Origin of the sequence: Ramlibacter paludis (assembly GCF_022012305.1) — a bacterium.
Taxonomy (GTDB): Bacteria; Pseudomonadota; Gammaproteobacteria; order Burkholderiales; family Burkholderiaceae_C; genus Ramlibacter; species Ramlibacter paludis.
This window is the reverse complement of the sequence record NZ_JAKLTM010000003.1, coordinates 558,010-574,592: the sequence shown is the minus strand read 5'-3', so window position 1 is coordinate 574,592 and position 16,583 is coordinate 558,010. Positions and strand designations below refer to the sequence as shown.

Here is a 16,583-nt window from a genome sequence, read left to right as displayed (position 1 = left end):
CGGCAGCGATCCGCATGGCCGCCGACAGCCTCTTCAGCCCGTCCTGGTACCGCGTGGCGGAGCTGCGGCCGCGCCTGCGCGGGCACCTGCGCGTGCATCGCCACGAATACCGCGGCCAGCGCTGGTACGTCCTGGAGGACCTGCTGTCGCGGCGCATGCACCGCTTCAACCCCGCTGCGCACCACATCCTCGGCCTGATGGATGGCCGCCGCACGGTGCAGGAGCTGTGGGACCTGGCAGCTACCGCCTTCGGCGACGACGCCCCCACGCAGGATGAACTGATCCGCCTGCTGGCGCAGCTGCATGCGGCCGACGTCCTGCAGTCCGAGGTGTCGCCCGACGTGGCGGAGCTGCTGCGGCGCACGCAGAAGCACCGCCGCCAGCAGCTGGTGCAGCGCTGGCTGTCGCCGCTGGCGGTGCGCATCCCGCTGTTCGACCCCGACCGCCTGCTGCAGCGGCTGCTGCCCTGGTACCGGCCGCTGTTCACGCGCGCCGGCTTCTTCGTCTGGCTGGCCATCGTGCTGGCCGCGGGCCTGCTCGCGGCCGGGCACTGGCGCGAACTGGCCGAGGACGTCACCGATCGCGTGCTGGCGCCGCAGAACCTGCTGCTGATCGCGCTCACCTTCCCGGTGGTCAAGCTGCTGCACGAGTTCGGCCACGCGTGCGCCGTCAAGGCCTGGGGCGGCGAGGTGCACGACATGGGCGTGATGCTGCTGGTGCTGATGCCGGTGCCCTACGTCGACGCCAGCGCCTCCAGCGCCTTCCGCGAAACCCGCCGGCGGGCGGTGGTCGGTGCGGCCGGCGTGATGGCGGAACTGCTGCTGGCCTCGCTGGCGCTGCTGCTTTGGCTGGAACTGCAGCCCGGCATGGCGCGCGCGGTGATGTACGACGTGATGCTGATCGCCGGCGTCTCCACGGTGCTGTTCAACGGCAATCCGCTGCTGCGCTTCGACGGCTACTACGTGCTCTCGGACCTGCTGCAGATCCCCAACATGCGCAGCCGCGGCCAGCAGCTGCTGGTGCAGGTGGTCGAGTCGCGCCTGTTCGGCGTCGACGCGCCGCCGGTGGAGCAGCATCCGCGCGAGCGGGCCTGGCTGCTGGCCTTCACGGTCGCGTCCTTCTTCTACCGCATCGCGGTGATGCTCGCGATCGCCCTGTTCATCGCGCGCGAGTACTTCTTCGTCGGCGTGCTGCTGGCCCTGTGGTCGGTCGCCGCGACGCTGGTCTGGCCGCTGGTGAAGGGCGTGGCCTACCTCGCGCGGCACAACCGGCTGCGGCGCCGGCGCCTGCGCGCGGTGGCCGTGTCCACCGGCATCGCGGTGTTCCTGTTGCTGCTGCTGTTCGCGCTGCCCATGCCCTTGTGGACCCGGGCCGAAGGCGTGACCTGGACCGCGCAGGAGGCCGTGATCGCCGCCGGCACCGACGGCTTCGTGCAGAAGGTGCTGGCGCCGGCCGGCGGCCAGGTCGAACGCGGCACCGTGCTGGTGACCACCGAGGACCCCGCGCTCGCGCCGCGCATCCGCATCCTGCAGGCGCAGCTGGACCTGCTGGAGGCGCGGGCGCGTGCCGAGCGCGACGTCGACCGCGTGCGCTGGCAAAGCACGCAGGAAGAGATCAAGTCGACCAGCGCGGAGCTGGCAGTGGCGCGCGAACGGTACGAGGAGCTCGTCATCCGCAGCCCGCTGGCGGGCGTGCTGTTCCTGCCGGGCGCCGACGACCTGCCGGACCGCTTCCTGCGCAAGGGCCAGCAGGTGGCCTTCGTGCTGCCGCCCGGGCCCGCCACGGTGCGCGTGCTGGTCTCGCAGGACGAGGTGGACCTGGTGCGCAGCCGCACGCGCTCCATCGAGATCAAGCGCGCCGGCGCGCTGGCCGTGACCGAGCCGGCGCGGCTGCTGCGCGAAGTGCCGGCGGCGAGCCGGCGCGTCCCCAACCCGGCGCTCACCGCGCAAGGCGGCGGCCTGGTCGCCACCGACCCGCGGCCGGGCGAGCCGCAGGCCGTGGCGATGGACAGCTGGTTCGAGTTCGAGCTGCAGCTGCCGCAGTCCACCGGCCGCAGCATCGGCGAGCGGGTGCACGTGCGCTTCCTGCACGACCCGGAACCCTTGGCGCATCGGCTGTACCGGTCCGTGCGCCAGGTCTTCCTGAGCCGGCTGACCGTATGACGGCGGCAGCGACGGCACTCGCCTGGAGCGGCTACCCCGAGCGGGTCGAGGAACGCAGCGACGCCTTGCGCAAGGTTCTGGGCGCGGTGACCTACGTCGCGGGCCGCGGCCGCACCGGTCGCGAGCGGCTGCGGCGCATCGTGGCGCAGGTGCATGCCTGCGAGGCGGCGCTGCCGCCCGTCGATGCGGAACTGCTGCGGGCCCGCGCCGCGGAGCTGCGGCCACGCCTGCGCCGTTCCGGCTGGACCGAACCGCTGGCCGCCGAAGCCTTCGCGCTGGTGCGCGCCGCCGCCGGATTGACCTTGGGCCTGCGCCACCACGACGTGCAGCTGGTCGGCGGCTGGGCGATGCTGCAAGGCATGCTGGCCGAGATGGAGACCGGCGAAGGCAAGACCCTCACCGCGACGCTGGTCGCGGCGACGGCGGCGCTGGCCGGCCAGGCTGTGCACGTGGTGACGGTCAACGACTACCTGGCGCAGCGCGACGCGCAGGCGCTGCGGCCGCTGTACGAGGCGCTCGGCCTCACCCTGGGCTGCATCGTGCACGGCATGGAGCCGGCCCAGCGCCGCCAGGCCTACGGCTGCGACGTCTGCTACTGCAGCAACAAGGAACTCACCTTCGACTACCTGCGCGATCGCCTCACGCTGGGCGGCCGGCCGCGGCCGATCGCCGCGCAACTGGGACGATTGGCGCCCGGGCGCGAGCAGGAGCCGCCGCTGCTGCGCGGCCTGCAGTTCGCCATCGTCGACGAAGCCGACAGCGTGCTGATCGACGAGGCACGCACGCCGCTGGTGCTGGCGACGCAGCAGGACAGCGGGCGCGAGGAGGCGACCTACCGGCAGGCGCTGGCCCTGGCGCACGCGCTGGGCGAGGCCGATTACCGCATCGAAGGCGACCACCTGGAACTCACATCCTCCGGCCACGAGCGCCTGGTGCAGCTCGCCGCCGGCCTGGGCGGACTGTGGACAGGGCCGCGGCGGCGCGAACGCCTGGTGCTGCAGGCGCTGACGGCGCTTGAGCTGTTCCACCGCGACAAGCACTACCTGGTGCAGGACGGCAAGGTCCTGATCATCGACGAGAACACCGGCCGCCTGATGCCGGACCGCGCCTGGGAGCAGGGCCTGCACCAGCTGATCGAGCTGAAGGAAGGCTGCGCGCTGAGCGCGCAGCGCACCACGCTCGCGCGCATCAGCTACCAGATCTTCTTTCGCCGCTACCTGCACCTGTGCGGCATGACCGGCACGGCCTCCGAGGTCGCCGGCGAGCTGTGGGCGGTGTACCGGCTGCGGGTGGCGCGCATCGAGACCGACAAGCCGGTGCGGCGCCTGCTGCGACCCGAGCGCGTGTTCGCGCGGGCCGAGGACAAGTGGCAGGCCGTGCTGGCGGCGATCCGCGCCAGCCAGTCGGCGGGCCGGCCGGTGCTGGTCGGCACCCGGTCGGTGGGGGCGTCCGAGGAATTGGCGGCGCTGCTGGAGCGCTCGGAGATCGCGTTCCGCCTGCTCAATGCCCGCCAGGACGCGGCCGAAGCGGAGATCGTGTCCGAGGCCGGCCAGCCCGGGCGCGTGACGGTCGCCACCAACATGGCGGGCCGCGGCACCGACATCAAGCTGGCCGCTGGCGTGGCGCAGGAGGGCGGGCTGCTGGTGGTCTGCACGGAAAGGCACGACTCGGGCCGCATCGACCGCCAGCTTTACGGGCGCTGCGGGCGCCAGGGCGACCCGGGCGAGTGCCTCACCTTCCTCAGCCTCGAGGACGAACTGTGCGAAACCTACCTGCCGGCGACGGCGCGGCTGGCGGCGCGGCTGGGCAACCGCCGCGGCGAGGTGCCGGCCTGGGCAGGACGGCCGCTGCTGGTGCTGGCGCAGGCGCTGGCCGAGCGGACCCACTCGCGCACGCGGCGCGAACTGCTGAAGGCGGGGCAGTCGCAGGAAGACCTGCTGGCCTTCTCCGGCCGCGGCGAATAGGGGCTAGAAGCGGACCCGGCAGCGGATGCCGGGCGGCACCCTGCCGTTGCGATTGGGCAGTTCCAGGCGCACGCCGAAGGTGCCGCTTGCCGCGTCGATGACGCGGTCCACCACCTTGACCACGCTGGCATGCTGGCCGTGCACCGGCGCTTCGGGAAGCACCGTGGCCTGCTGGCCGCGCCGGATGCTGCCGAACAGCTTGGACGGCAGCACCACCTCGACGTAGAGCGGGTCGATCTCGGCCAGCTTCATCACCGGGTTCTTCACGGTGGCCGTCGCCGCCAGTTCGCCCGGCTTGAGCAGCACCTCCACCACGACGCCGTTGAAGGGCGAGCGGATGGTGCGCAGTTCCACCGCCGTCGATGCCCGCGCCGCTTCGGCCTGCGCGAGGCGCTGGTTCTCCCGGGTGCGGCGCAGGTCCTCGGACGCGAGACGGAATTCCGCCACGGCTTCGTCGCGCGCGCTGTCCGAGACGAACTGCTGCCGGTGCAGTTCCTGGGCGCGCTCCATCTTCTTGGAAGACAGGTCGAGCCGGGCTTCGGCGACCTTGATCTCGCCCTGCATTTCGGCACGGGTGCGGGCGACGTCGAGGGCAGCGCGCTCCTGGCTGGACTCCACGATGGCCAGCACCTGGCCGCGGGCGACGATGTCGCCGCGCTGCACCAGGACGCGGTCGATCAGGCCCTCCGCGGGGCTGCGGATCTCGATGTTCTGGCGCGCCTCGATCATGCAGTCGAATTCCTGCGCCGGCCCGTCGGCGCGGGCGGCCAGGGCGAGCGCGATGCCGCCCGCAAGCATCCAGCCTGTTCTTGCCATGCGCACTCCACTGCTCCTTCGTCCCGAGTCCTGCGCATCCTACGGGGCCGGCGCGCCTTTGTCACCGGGACCTTTCCCGCCCTTGCGGCGCTGCGCCGCCCGTGCGAGAGTGCCCGCACCCGCCAAGACCCAGGAGCCAGGCCGTGCACTTGTTTCCCACCACCATCGTCGGCAGCTATCCCCAGCCCGAATGGCTGATCGACCGGGCGAAGCTGGCGGGCCGGTTCCCCCCGCGGGTGCGGGCCCGTGAGCTCTGGCGCCTGCAGGAGCCGTACCTGGCGCAGGCGCAGGACGATGCGACCCTGCTGGCGATCCGCGCGCAGGAGGACGCGGGCCTGGACATCGTGTCCGACGGCGAGATCCGCCGTGAAAGCTATTCCAATCGCTTCGCCACCGCGCTGGACGGCGTCGACCTCGACAACCCCGGCACCGCGCTGGACCGCTCCGGCCATCCGAACCCGGTGCCGCGCATCGTGGGCCGGATCCGGCGCCGCCACGCGGTCGAAGTGGAGGACCTGCTTTTCCTCAAGCGCCACACCAGGCGCATGACCAAGATCACCGTGCCCGGCCCGTTCACGATGCTGCAGCAGGCGCAGAACGACTTCTATGCCAGCGAGGAAGAGGCGGCGATGGACTACGCGGAGGCGGTGAACGCCGAGATCCGCGACCTGTTCGCGGCCGGCGCGGACGTGGTGCAGATCGACGAGCCCTACATGCAGGCGCGGCCCGAGAAGGCGCGCCAGTACGGCCTGCGGGCCCTGAACCGCGCGCTGGAGGGCGTGGAGGGCACGACCTGCGTGCACATCTGCTTCGGCTACGCGGCCGTGATCCACCAGCGGCCCAGCGGCTACTCCTTCCTGCCGGAACTCGCCGGCTGCCGCTGCCGGCAGGTGTCGATCGAGACGGCGCAGTCCAGCCTGGACACGCGCGTGCTGCGCGAGCTCGATGGCAAGCAGGTGCTGGTCGGCTGCCTCGACCTCTCCGACATGAACGTCGAGACGCCGGAAGTGGTCGCCGCGCGCATCCGCCGCGCGCTCGAGCACATCGCGCCCGAGCAGGTGATCCTGGCGCCCGACTGCGGCATGAAGTACCTGCCGCGCGACGTGGCGCAAGGCAAGCTGGCCGCGATGGTCCAGGCGGCCGCGCTGCTGCGCCAGGAGGCCTGAGACAATGGCGGGATGTCCTCGCTGATCCGATTCCTGCCGGGCAGCGCCCCGCTGGTGCTCGACTCGCCGCACAGCGGCGTTGCCTACCCCGCCGACTTCGGCCACGACTGCGAACTGGCCGTGCTTCGCCAGGCCGAGGACACCCACGTCGAGAAGCTGTACGACTTCGCGCCGGCGCTGGGCGTGGCCTGGATCGAGGCGCTCTTTCCGCGCAGCTACATCGACGTCAACCGCAACACCACCGAGATCGACGTCACGCTGATGGAGGACGACTGGTCCGATGCGGTCGAGACCGATCCCGCCGCGCTCGCCAAGGTCCGCCTGGGCAAGGGCCTGATCTGGCGCATGACCGATGAAGGCACGCCGATCTACCGACGCAAGCTCACCGCGGCGGAGGTGCGCAGCCGCATAGACCAGTGCTGGCGCCCCTACCACCAGGCCGTCCAGCAGGCGATCGCCGACGCGCATGCGCGCCACGGCTACAGCATCCACCTGAATTGCCATTCCATGCCCGCGATCGCCTCGGCCTATTCGACCGACTTCCCGGGCCTGGCGCATGCCGACTTCGTGATCGGCGACAGGGACGGCACGACCGCGCATCCCGCGCTCAGCCAGGCGCTGTGCGACCTGCTGCGCGGCTTCGGCTACGACGTGGCTTACAACCACCCGTACAAGGGCGTGGAACTGGTGCGCCGCTATGGTGAACCCGCGCAGCAGCGCCATTCGATCCAGGTGGAAGTGAACCGCAAGCTCTACATGGACGAGACGACCTTGGAGCCCAACGCCCATTTCGCCACCTTGCGCGGCCACCTGCGCCAGATGGTGGACCAGCTGCTGGCCATCGACCCGCGCAGCTACCGCTGATGGACCGCGTCGAAGCATTGGTGATAGGCGCCGGCGTCGTCGGCCTCGCGGTCGGACGCGCGCTGGCGCAGGCCGGGCACGAAGTCATCGTCGCCGAGGCGCTGGACGGCATAGGGCAGGGCGTGAGCTCGCGCAACAGCGAGGTGATCCACGCCGGGCTCTACTACGCACCCGGTTCGCTCAAGGCGAAGCTGTGCGTGCGCGGCAAGGAAATGCTCTATGCGCTCTGCGCGAGCCATGGCGTGGAGCACAGGCGCTGCGGCAAGCTGACCGTGGCCAACAGCGATGCCGAAGTCGCCGCCTTGCGCGGGCTGCAGGATCGGGCGGCGGCCAACGGGGTGCCGGTGGAGTTCCTGGAGGCGCGCGACGCACTGGCGCTCGAGCCGGCGCTGCGCTGCATCGCGGCGCTGCATTCGCCCAGCACCGGCATCGTCGACAGCCACGGCTTCATGCTGGCCTTGCAAGGGGACCTCGAACGGGCGGGTGGCATGGTCGCCTTCGGCGCGCGCGTGGAGTCGCTGCGCACGGGGCAGCCCCATGTGGTGCGCTTTGCCGACGGCAGCGAACTGGAAGCGGCCATCGTCGTCAATTCGGCCGCGCTGCACGCGCCGGCCCTGGCGCGCCGCTTCGCAGGCCTGGATCCGCGCTTCGTGCCGCGCGAATGGTTTGCCAAGGGCAACTACTACGCGCTGGCCGGCCGCTCGCCCTTCACGCACCTGATCTATCCCGCGCCCGCCGATGCGCACCTGGGCACGCACCTCACGCTGGACCTGGGCGGCCAGGCCAAGTTCGGGCCCGACATCGAGTGGCTGGACGTGCAGTCCCCGGAGCAGATCGACTACCGGGTCGATCCGGCGCGTTCGGAGGGCTTCTATGCCGAGGTGCGGCGCTACTGGCCGGGCCTGCCCGATGGAGCCCTCAGCCCCAGCTACAGCGGCGTGCGGCCCAAGATCCACGGGCCGCACGAGAAGGCGCCGGACTTCCGGATCGACGGACCCGCGCTGCACGGCGTGCCCGGGCTGGTGAACCTGTTCGGCATCGAGTCGCCGGGCCTGACCAGCGCGATGGCGATCGCCGAGGCCGTTACAGCGTGCGTTGCCGCTTGAAGGCCCGCGCGATGTCGTCCACCAGCTTCGGTCCCTTGTAGATCAGGCCCGTGTAGATCTGCACCACGTCGGCGCCGGCCCGCAGCTTGGACAGCGCATCGTCCGCGCTCAGGATGCCGCCCACGCCGATGATGGGATAGCCCGCGCCGAGCGCAGCGCGCAGCTGCGCGATCACGCGGTTGCTGGCCTGCAGCACCGGCGCGCCGCTCAGGCCGCCCGCTTCCTCCGCATGCGGCAAGCCCTTCACCGCGTCGCGCGAGGTCGTCGTGTTGGTGGCGATCACGCCGTCCATGCCGTGGCGGCGCAGCGTGGCTGCGATCACCTGCACCTGCGCCTCGTCGAGGTCGGGTGCGATCTTGACGAAGACCGGCACGCGATGGCCGTGCCGCGTGGCGAGTTGCTCGCGCTTCTGCGCCACCGCCGACAGCAGCGCGTCCAGCGCTTCGTCGCTTTGCAGCGCGCGCAGGTTCTTGGTGTTGGGGCTGGAGATGTTGACCGTCACGTAGTCGGCATGGGGATAGACGCCTTCCAGCGCCGCCAGGTAGTCGCCCGTGGCTTCCTCGATCGGCGTGATCGCGTTCTTGCCGATGTTGAGGCCCAGCAGCCGGCCCTTGCGGCGGAAGCTCGCGCGCTTGACGTTGGCGACGAAGGCGTCGAGCCCGTCGTTGTTGAAGCCGAGCCGGTTGATCAATGCATTGGCCTCGGGCAGCCGGAACATGCGCGGCTTGGGGTTGCCCGGCTGCGGCCGCGGCGTGACCGTGCCCACTTCGACAAAGCCGAAGCCCATCGCGCCCAGGCCGTCGATGCAGCGGGCGTTCTTGTCCAGGCCCGCGGCGAGGCCCACGCGATTGGGGAAGCGCAGGCCGGCCAGCTCGATAGCGTCCGGCACGAAGGTGTTGCTGTAGGCCAGCTGCAGCGGCGTACCCTGCGCGCGCGCGAGCGAGCCCAGGGTCAGTTCATGGGCCGTTTCGGGATCCAGCCCGAACAGGAAGGGACGGGCGAGGCCGTAGGGAACGAAGGACATCCGATAATCCGGTTTTCAAGGCACGAACCGGGGATTGTCGCGTGACGCAGGACGAACTCAAGACTCTCGTGGGCCGCGCGGCCCTGCATTACGTGGCGCTCGGCGAAATCGTCGGCGTCGGCACCGGCTCCACGGTCAACAAGTTCATCGAGGCGCTGGCCGACATCAAGGGTCAGATCAAGGGCGCCGTGTCCAGTTCCACGGCTTCCACCGAGCGCCTGCGCGCCCTGGGCATCCCGGTGTTCGACGCCAACGAGGTGGGCGAGCTGGCGGTCTACATCGACGGCGCCGACGAGATCGACGGGCGCGGCTACATGATCAAGGGCGGCGGCGCGGCGCTCACGCGCGAGAAGATCGTGGCGGCGCAGTCGCGGCGCTTCATCTGCATCGCCGACGAATCGAAGAAGGTCGCGCGCCTGGGCGGCTTCCCGCTGCCGGTGGAAGTGATCCCGATGGCGACGCAGCGCATCGTGCGCCAGTTCCAGGCCCTGGGCGGCACCGCCAAGGTGCGGCTGAAGGACGGGCGGCCCCTGGTCACCGACAACGGCCAGCACATCCTGGACGTGACGGGCCTGCAGATCGGCGAGCCGCTGGCCTTCGAGACCGAGGTGAACCAGTGGCCGGGCGTGGTGACCGTGGGCGTGTTCGCCCATCAAAAAGCCGCCGTGTGCCTCCTCGGCACCGCCGGCGGCGTTCAAACCATCAATTACTAGAACCGGATCCCGGGCGCCGTCGGCTCGAGCGAGGGCTGCTGCACCGGCGCCTGCTGCGCTGCCGCGGGCGCGGCAGCGCCCGGCGCCTGCGGCTTGGCCTGCTGCTGGGCGACGATGGGCGCGGGCGGCGGGTTGCGGTAGCTGGGAGGCAGCTGCGATGTCTTGGGATAGCCTGCCGCGTCGAGGTACTGCGTCCACTCGGTTTCCGAGTAGCCGCGCAGCTGCTGCGACCCGATGGTCAGGAAAGGCACGCGCAGGTCGCCCGACAGCTTGCGCAAGGCCGCGGCGTCCTCGTTGCTGTTGACGGTGCGCTCGGTGTAGGGAATGCCGCGGCTGGCGAGGAAGTCGCGCGCGGGCGTGCAGGGACCGCAGCCTTCGCCGGTGTAGAGCGTCACCGGATACTTGCCGGCGGCGGTGCGCAGCTCGAAGGGCAGGCCGCCGCCCGCGGCCGGCGCACCGGCACCGGGCATGGCCACGCTGGGGGCGATGGTCGGCCTGGCCTGGTTGTCGGCCGGCGGCTTGTCGGAAAAGGTGACCTTGCCATCCGGGCCGACGATCCGATAGACCTGGGCAGCGGCGCCCAGGCTGGCAAGCATGCCGGCTGCGGCAAGAAAGGCGAATCCGAAACTCCGGACGCGGAACATGGCCATCACTCCTCCAACGGTTTTCTTCGATTCTGTCAGGCCATGCCCTGGTGCCGCAACAGGGCGTCGAGGGTCGGCTCGCGGCCGCGGAAGGCCTTGAAGGACTCCATGGCGGGCCGGCTGCCGCCCGCTTCCAGGATGGCCTGGCGGTATTTTCGGCCCGTTTGCACGCTGGGCAAGCCGTCCTTACCCGCCGTTTCCTCGAAAGCCGCATAGGCGTCGGCGCTGAGGACCTCGGCCCACTTGTAGCTGTAATAGCCCGCCGCGTAGCCGCCGGCGAAGATGTGGCTGAATGTGTGCGCCATGCGGTTGAATGCGGGCGGATGCAGCAGCGCCACCTCGTCGCGCACCTGCTGCAGCAGGGGCATGATGTCGGCCTGCGGATCGTGGTCCGAATGCAACAGCATGTCGAACAGGGCGAACTCGATCTGCCGCAGCGTGCCCAGCGCGCTCTGGAAGTTCTTGGCCGCCAGCATCTTGTCGAACAGCTCGCGCGGCAGCGGCTCGCCCGTGTCGACGTGCGCCGTCATGTGCTTCAGCACGCCCCATTCCCAGCAGAAGTTCTCCATGAACTGGCTGGGGAGCTCCACCGCGTCCCACTCCACGCCGCTGATGCCCGAGACGTCGCGCTCGTTCACCTGCGTCAGCATGTGGTGCAGGCCGTGGCCCGATTCGTGGAACAGCGTGATCACGTCGTCGTGCGTGAGCAGCGGCGGCTTGCCGTCCACGCCCTCGGCGAAGTTGCACACCAGGTGCGCCACCGGCGTCTGCAGCTTGCCGCCGTCGGGCCGCAGCCAGCGCGCGCGCACGTCGTCCATCCAGGCGCCGCCGCGCTTGCCGGTGCGGGCCGCGGGGTCCAGGTAGAACTGGCCCACGAGCTTGCCGTCGCGTTCGATGCGGTAGAACTCGACGCCCGGGTTCCAGGTCGGCGCGTAGTCGCGACGGATCGCCACTTCGAACAGCGTCTCGATGATCTTGAACAGGCCGGCCAGCACCTTGGGCGCGGTGAAGTACTGCTTGACCTCCTGCTCGCTGAAGGAATAGCGCTCCTCCTTCAGCTTCTCGGCGATGAAGGACCAGTCCCAGGCCTGCGGATCGGCGAGGCCGAGCTTTTCCGCGGCGAAGGTGCGCATGTCGGCGACGTCCTTCTCCGCGAAGGGGCGGGCGCGGCGCGCGAGGTCGCGCAGGAACTGGATCACCTGCGTCGGCGACTCCGCCATCTTGGGCACCAGCGAGACCTCGGCGAAGTTCTTGTAGCCCAGGAGCTGCGACTCCTCCCGGCGCAGGGACAGGATCTCCTTCACCAGCGGCGTGTTGTCGAACCTGGGATCGCCCTGGTCGCTGGCGCGCGTGACGTAGGCGCGGTAGAGGCGCTCGCGCAGCGTGCGGTTGGTGCCGAACTGCATCACCGGCAGGTAGCTGGGCATCTTGAGCGTCAGCTTGTGGCCCGCCTTGCCTTCGGCTTCGGCGGCGGCGCGCGCCCCCTGCACCACGTCGGGCGGCACGCCATCGAGCTCGCTCGCGTCGGCGTAGTAGGCGAAGGCGTCGGTGGCATCGAGGGCGTTTTCGCTGAACTTCTGGCTCACCTCGGCAGCCCGCTCCTGGATGCGGGAGAAGCGCTCCTTGGCGGCGCCGGTCAGCTCCGCGCCGGACAGCACGAAGTTGCGCAGCGCGTTCTTGCGCGCCTGGCGCTGTTCCTCGGTGAGCCTGGCGGGGTCGATCGCCTTGTACTTCGCGTACAGCTTCTCGTCGGCGCCCAGGCGGGTCCAGAACTCGGTGACCTTGGGCAGCGCCTCGTTGTAGGCGGCGCGCAGCTCGGGCGTGTCGGCAACCGCGTTCAGGTGGCCGATCACGCCCCAGGCGCGGCCCAGGCGTTCGGTGGCCACGTCCAGCGTGCCGGCGATCGCGTTCCAGTCCGCCGCGAAGCCGGGCGCCGTGACCTGGGCCAGGGCCTGGTCGGCCTGGCCCAGCAGTTCGGTCATCGCGGGGCCCACGTGCTCGGGCCGGATGGCGTCGAACAGCGGGAGGTCGGTGAAGTCGAGGAGGGGGTTGCTCATGCCGCCTATTTTGCGGCAGGCGCGGCCCTCTTCAATGGGCGGCGCGTTCCGCCGCCGTGATGGTGTTCACCAGCAGCATGGCCCGGGTCATGGGGCCGACGCCGCCCGGTACCGGCGTGATCCAGCCGGCGACGTCCTTGACGCCGTCGAAGTCCACGTCGCCGCAGAGCTTGCCTTCGTCGTTGCGGTTCATGCCGACGTCGATCACGACCGCGCCGGGCTTGACCATGTCGGCGGTCAGCACGTTGCGCTTGCCGACCGCGGCAACCACCACGTCGGCCTGCCGGGTGAGCGCCTTCAGGTCCGCGGTACGGCTGTGCGCGATGGTCACGGTCGCGTCGCGGCCCAGCAGCATCATGGCCATCGGCTTGCCGACGATGTTGCTGCGGCCGATCACGACGGCGTACTTGCCCTTGAGGTCGTAGCCGATGGAGTCGAGCATCTTCAGGCAGCCGTAGGGCGTGCAGGGCCAGAAGCCCGGCTGGCCGACCATCAGGGCGCCGGCGCTCGCCACGTGGAAGCCATCGACGTCCTTGGCGGGCGAGATGGTCTCGATCACGCGGTGGCTGTCCATGTGCTTGGGCAGCGGCAGCTGCACCAGGATGCCGTGCACGCCGGGGTTGTCGTTCAGGGCGCGGATGCGCGCCAGCAGGTCGGCCTCGGTGGTGTCGGCGGGCAGCCGCTGCAGCGTGGCCTGCAGGCCGGTCTGCTCGCTGTCGGCGACCTTGTGCTTCACGTAGACCTGGCTGGCCGGGTCCTCGCCCACCAGCACGATGGCGAGGTGCGGCTGCACCCCCTTGGCTTTCAGGGCCGCGGTGCGGCCGGCGACTTCGCTGCGGATCTGCTTGGCAAGTGCGTTGCCGTCGATGATTTGGGCGGGCATCAGGCTTTCGGAGGCTGCTGGCCGAGCGCGATCTTCAGCAGGTCGGCGACGGTGTTGGCGTTCAGCTTTTCCATGATGTTGGCGCGGTGCGCTTCCACCGTCTTGATGCTGATGCCCAGGTCGTCGGCGATCTGCTTGTTCAGGCGGCCGGCGACGATGCGTTCGAGCACCTGCGCCTCGCGCGAGGTCAGCTTGGAGAGCAGGGCGTCGCGGCTGGCGGCGCTCTGGAATTCGGCGAAGGTGTCCTTGGCGCGCTCCAGCATGCGCTCGACCAGGCTCACCAGTTCGTCTTCCTTGAAGGGCTTCTGGATGAAATCCATCGCGCCCTTCTTCATGGTGTTCACCGCCATCGGCACGTCGCCGTGGCCGGTGATGAAGACCACGGGCAAGGGGGACTTGCGTTCGACCAGGCGATCCTGCAGCTCCAGGCCCGTCATGCCGCCCATGCGGATGTCGACGATCAGGCAGGCCACTTCGCGCGGGTCGTAGCGGGCGAGGAAGGACTCCGCGGAGTCGAAGCAGCGCACGCGGTAGTCCTTGCCTTCCAGCAGCCACTGCAGCGAATCACGGACCGCCTCGTCGTCGTCGACCACATAGACGGTTCCCTTCTTGGGAATCAAGCTCATAGGATTGTCACCCCCGCGTCCTTGCCCACTATCGGATTTGTAGCGCCGGAGAGCGGTATCCAGAAGGAGAAACGGCAGCCGGCGACTTCACTGCCATTGTAGATGTTCTCCGCCTGCATCCTGCCGTGGTGCGACTCCACGATGGTGCGGCACAGGTTCAGGCCGATGCCCATGCCTTCGGCCTTGGTGGAAAAGAAGGCTTCGTACAGGCGCTCCATCACTTCCGGCGCGAGACCCTGGCCCGAGTCGAGCACCGAGAATTCCACCACCGGCTGGTCATCGACCTGCTTGGGAATCACGCGCAGTTCCACGCTGCGCCGCCCGGGCGGACGGCCCGCCTGCTCGATCGCCTCGGCGGCGTTGCGCAGCAGGTTCACCAGCACCTGTTCGATCAGGATCGGGTCCACCATCAGCCGCGGCAGGCGCGCCGCGACATAGTGCGACATGCGCACGTTGCGCCGGCGCAGCTCGATCTCGGCGAGCTCCAGCGCTTCGCTCACCATCACGCTCACGTCGGACAGCGTGCGGTTCGGTTCGCTGCGCTTCACGAAGCTGCGGATGCGCTGGATGATCTGGCCGGCCCGCTGCGCCTGGCGCGCGGTCTTGTCCAGCGCCGCCAGCATGTCCTCGTCGCTGATCTGCTTGGACTTGATGCGCGACACGAGGCCGTTGCAGTAGTTGCTGATGGCCGTCAACGGCTGGTTCAGTTCGTGCGCCACGCTGGAAGCCATCTCGCCCATCGTGATCAGGCGGCTGGCGGACTGCGCGCGCTCGGCCTGCGCCGCGGCAAGCTCCTGCGCCACGCGGCGCGAGGTGATGTCGGTGGCGATCACCATCTGCGCGAGGCGGCCGTCCACCCAGTTCAGGTAGCGCGAACGCACTTCCAGCCACTTGCCCAGTTCGGGCACGAAGATCTCGGCGTTCTCCGAGACGGCGGTCGCGAGGCCATCGGTCGGCAGGCCGACGAAGGAATCGACTTCGTCCAGCGATTCGTCGCCCGTGCGCGGCTGGTCGGTCATGCCGGCCTGCGCCACCATGCCGAGGTGGCCGACGGCCTGGCCGCCGAACCACAGGCGGTACAGCTTGTTGGCGAACAGCAGTTCCTCGCTGCCCAGGGGCGCGACCGACACGGACGCATCGAGCGCTTCCAGCACCGTGGTGAAGCGCTCGTGCGAGGCCTGCAGCTGCTCGCGGATGCGCGTCGGCTCGGTGATGTCGGTCATCGACGTCATCCAGCCGGTCTGGTGGCCCTTTGGATCGACCAGCGGCGAGACGTACAGGCGGGCGTCGAACAGGCTGCCGTTCTTGCGCTTCACGCGCACCTGGAAGCCGCCCTGCACGGTGCGGCCCTGCAGTTCGTCCTCGAGGCGCGCGGCGAGCAGTTCGAGGTCTTCCTCGGGCCAGTAGGGGAAGGGCGGGGTGCGGCCCACGAGTTCGGCTTCGCTCCAGCCCGTCATCTGGCAGAACGCGGCATTCACGTAGGTGATGCGGCCGTGCATGTCGAGCGCCCGCATGCCGGTCAGCATCGAGTTCTCCATCGCGCGCCGGAAGTTGGTCTCGGCCATCAGCGCCTGCTGCGCCTGCATGCGGCGCCGCGTGTGCCGCCAGTTGGCGATCAGCATCCAGCCCGTCATCGCCGCCAGCGCGCCGACCAGCCAGAACAGGCCGCTGCCGATCACGCCCAGCGAGGTGCGATACGCCTGCGCCCGCACGACCAGGCCGTTGCCTACCGGCGAAACGGGCACTTCGTATTCGTTCGGCTGCGCGGCCCAGGGCAGGAACTGCGTGGCCGGATTGCGCGGCGGCACCGAGACGCCCGCGAGCATCTTGCCCTTGCCATCGAGCAGGCCCACCGCGTACTTGGCGGAGATCTCCGCCGGCACGCCGTAGCGCAGGAGGCCGTCGATGGAGTATTCGCCGAGGATCACGCCGCCGAACTTGCCCTGGTCGGCCAGCGGGACGTGCAGTTGCAGCAGGCCGGAGTTGTCGGGGCCGGCGACCGGCTGCGAATACACGGGCTGCTGCAGGTCGCGCGCCAGGCCGTACATGCTCTCGGTTTCGCCGGGCCGCAGGATCTCGCCCGGCACGCGGGCCTGGGCATTGCTGATGCTGGGCGCCGCGTAGGCGGCCTTGATGCGCCGGCGCTCGTCGATCCAGGTGAGCATCAGGAGCTCGGGGTACTGGGCGATCATCGACTCGGCCCGCACCACGAATTCCTCGGCGTCGACTTCCTTGTTGGAGATGTCGCGCGCCACGCGCATCAACTGCTCCTGCCGCTCCAGCAGGCGCAGGCGCATGCGCTGCTGCGCGTACTCGACGTCGCGCTTGACCGCTTCCTGTTCGCGGTCCATTTCTTCCAGCCGCAGGTACCAGAAGGCCGAAATGATGGCGGCCAGGAACAGCAGCACGGCGGCCAGCGGCGCCAGCATGGCGTAGCGGTCCTGCCGGGTGGGGGTCTGGCGCCGCCACCAATGGCGCCACCAGTTGGGGATCGGGCCTTCGGGTAACAGCTCCGAAGCGGGTGAGTCTTGCATGAAGAGCAGTAGTTTAGTGGGACA

13 protein-coding genes are annotated in these 16,583 nt (G+C 69.9%); 6 read left to right on the top strand and 7 right to left on the bottom strand.

The annotated features are described in order from the left end of the window. Positions 1 to 14 precede the first annotated feature (14 nt). Positions 15 to 2,162 (top strand): PqqD family peptide modification chaperone, encoded by a 2,148-nt coding sequence (locus tag LZ009_RS13205; RefSeq protein WP_275698396.1) that lies wholly within the window; start codon positions 15 to 17, stop codon positions 2,160 to 2,162. Then, the gene (locus tag LZ009_RS13200; protein ID WP_275698395.1) at positions 2,159 to 4,126 is read left to right on the top strand and encodes a preprotein translocase subunit SecA; all 1,968 of its coding nucleotides are present in this window, start codon (positions 2,159 to 2,161) and stop codon (positions 4,124 to 4,126) included. Before LZ009_RS13205 ends, LZ009_RS13200 begins: the two co-directional genes overlap by 4 nt. A 3-nt stretch (positions 4,127 to 4,129) precedes the next feature. Here LZ009_RS13200 and LZ009_RS13195 read toward each other — a convergent pair whose 3' ends face one another. Continuing rightward, positions 4,130 to 4,942 carry an efflux RND transporter periplasmic adaptor subunit gene (locus LZ009_RS13195; protein ID WP_275698394.1) on the bottom strand — a complete coding sequence of 271 codons (813 nt, stop codon included), beginning with the start codon at positions 4,940 to 4,942 and terminating at the stop codon, positions 4,130 to 4,132. A 143-nt stretch (positions 4,943 to 5,085) separates the two neighbouring features. On the opposite strand from LZ009_RS13195, the gene LZ009_RS13190 reads away from it, so the two are divergent. Genes LZ009_RS13190 through LZ009_RS13180 form a run of 3 tightly spaced genes read left to right on the top strand, consistent with a single transcriptional unit; the run spans position 5,086 to position 8,078 of the window. Further along, positions 5,086 to 6,108: a uroporphyrinogen decarboxylase family protein gene (locus tag LZ009_RS13190; protein ID WP_275698393.1), complete on the top strand. Its 1,023-nt coding sequence runs from the start codon at positions 5,086 to 5,088 to the stop codon at positions 6,106 to 6,108. Positions 6,109 to 6,120: 12 nt separating this feature from the next. Continuing rightward, a complete protein-coding gene (locus LZ009_RS13185; protein ID WP_275698392.1) occupies positions 6,121 to 6,972 on the top strand; it encodes an N-formylglutamate amidohydrolase in 852 nt (283 codons plus the stop codon). Beyond that, a complete protein-coding gene (locus tag LZ009_RS13180) occupies positions 6,972 to 8,078 on the top strand; it encodes an NAD(P)/FAD-dependent oxidoreductase (protein ID WP_275698391.1) in 1,107 nt (368 codons plus the stop codon). Before LZ009_RS13185 ends, LZ009_RS13180 begins: the two co-directional genes overlap by 1 nt. On the opposite strand, the gene LZ009_RS13175 is transcribed toward LZ009_RS13180, so the two are convergent. After that, complete coding sequence (locus LZ009_RS13175; protein ID WP_275698390.1) at positions 8,056 to 9,102, bottom strand: quinone-dependent dihydroorotate dehydrogenase; 1,047 nt, start codon at positions 9,100 to 9,102, stop codon at positions 8,056 to 8,058. The genes LZ009_RS13180 and LZ009_RS13175 overlap by 23 nt on opposite strands. Positions 9,103 to 9,143: 41 nt before the next feature. On the opposite strand from LZ009_RS13175, the gene rpiA reads away from it, so the two are divergent. Next, entirely contained in the window at positions 9,144 to 9,815 is a 672-nt protein-coding gene (rpiA, locus tag LZ009_RS13170) for a ribose-5-phosphate isomerase RpiA (RefSeq protein WP_275698389.1), read from the top strand. Here rpiA and LZ009_RS13165 read toward each other — a convergent pair. Genes LZ009_RS13165 through LZ009_RS13145 form a run of 5 tightly spaced genes read right to left on the bottom strand, consistent with a single transcriptional unit; the run spans position 9,812 to position 16,559 of the window. Beyond that, positions 9,812 to 10,459 carry a glutaredoxin family protein gene (locus LZ009_RS13165; protein WP_275698388.1) on the bottom strand — a complete coding sequence of 216 codons (648 nt, stop codon included), beginning with the start codon at positions 10,457 to 10,459 and terminating at the stop codon, positions 9,812 to 9,814. The two genes, rpiA and LZ009_RS13165, sit on opposite strands and share 4 nt — an antisense overlap. Positions 10,460 to 10,494: 35 nt before the next feature. Then, entirely contained in the window at positions 10,495 to 12,516 is a 2,022-nt protein-coding gene (locus LZ009_RS13160; RefSeq protein WP_275698387.1) for a M3 family metallopeptidase, read from the bottom strand. A gap of 31 nt (positions 12,517 to 12,547) precedes the next feature. Beyond that, positions 12,548 to 13,399, bottom strand: a complete 852-nt coding sequence (folD, locus tag LZ009_RS13155; RefSeq protein ID WP_275698386.1) for a bifunctional methylenetetrahydrofolate dehydrogenase/methenyltetrahydrofolate cyclohydrolase FolD — start codon at positions 13,397 to 13,399, stop codon at positions 12,548 to 12,550. Then, entirely contained in the window at positions 13,399 to 14,025 is a 627-nt protein-coding gene (locus LZ009_RS13150; protein ID WP_171557431.1) for a response regulator transcription factor, read from the bottom strand. Before LZ009_RS13150 ends, folD begins: the two co-directional genes overlap by 1 nt. Beyond that, entirely contained in the window at positions 14,022 to 16,559 is a 2,538-nt protein-coding gene (locus LZ009_RS13145) for a PAS domain-containing sensor histidine kinase (RefSeq protein ID WP_275698385.1), read from the bottom strand. The genes LZ009_RS13150 and LZ009_RS13145 overlap by 4 nt, the downstream gene beginning before the upstream one ends. Positions 16,560 to 16,583: the final 24 nt, after the last annotated feature.

What these genes read in the sequence shown, in the direction of transcription:
- LZ009_RS13205 (WP_275698396.1), top strand. Translation starts at nt 15, where the DNA reads ATGGCCGCCGACAGCCTCTTCAGCCCGTCCTGGTACCGCGTGGCGGAG.
- LZ009_RS13200 (WP_275698395.1), top strand. Translation starts at nt 2,159, where the DNA reads ATGACGGCGGCAGCGACGGCACTCGCCTGGAGCGGCTACCCCGAGCGG.
- LZ009_RS13195 (WP_275698394.1), bottom strand. Translation starts at nt 4,942, where the DNA reads ATGGCAAGAACAGGCTGGATGCTTGCGGGCGGCATCGCGCTCGCCCTG.
- LZ009_RS13185 (WP_275698392.1), top strand. Translation starts at nt 6,121, where the DNA reads ATGTCCTCGCTGATCCGATTCCTGCCGGGCAGCGCCCCGCTGGTGCTC.
- LZ009_RS13180 (WP_275698391.1), top strand. Translation starts at nt 6,972, where the DNA reads ATGGACCGCGTCGAAGCATTGGTGATAGGCGCCGGCGTCGTCGGCCTC.
- LZ009_RS13175 (WP_275698390.1), bottom strand. Translation starts at nt 9,102, where the DNA reads ATGTCCTTCGTTCCCTACGGCCTCGCCCGTCCCTTCCTGTTCGGGCTG.
- LZ009_RS13165 (WP_275698388.1), bottom strand. Translation starts at nt 10,459, where the DNA reads ATGTTCCGCGTCCGGAGTTTCGGATTCGCCTTTCTTGCCGCAGCCGGC.
- LZ009_RS13160 (WP_275698387.1), bottom strand. Translation starts at nt 12,516, where the DNA reads ATGAGCAACCCCCTCCTCGACTTCACCGACCTCCCGCTGTTCGACGCC.
- folD (WP_275698386.1), bottom strand. Translation starts at nt 13,399, where the DNA reads ATGCCCGCCCAAATCATCGACGGCAACGCACTTGCCAAGCAGATCCGC.
- LZ009_RS13150 (WP_171557431.1), bottom strand. Translation starts at nt 14,025, where the DNA reads ATGAGCTTGATTCCCAAGAAGGGAACCGTCTATGTGGTCGACGACGAC.
- LZ009_RS13145 (WP_275698385.1), bottom strand. Translation starts at nt 16,559, where the DNA reads ATGCAAGACTCACCCGCTTCGGAGCTGTTACCCGAAGGCCCGATCCCC.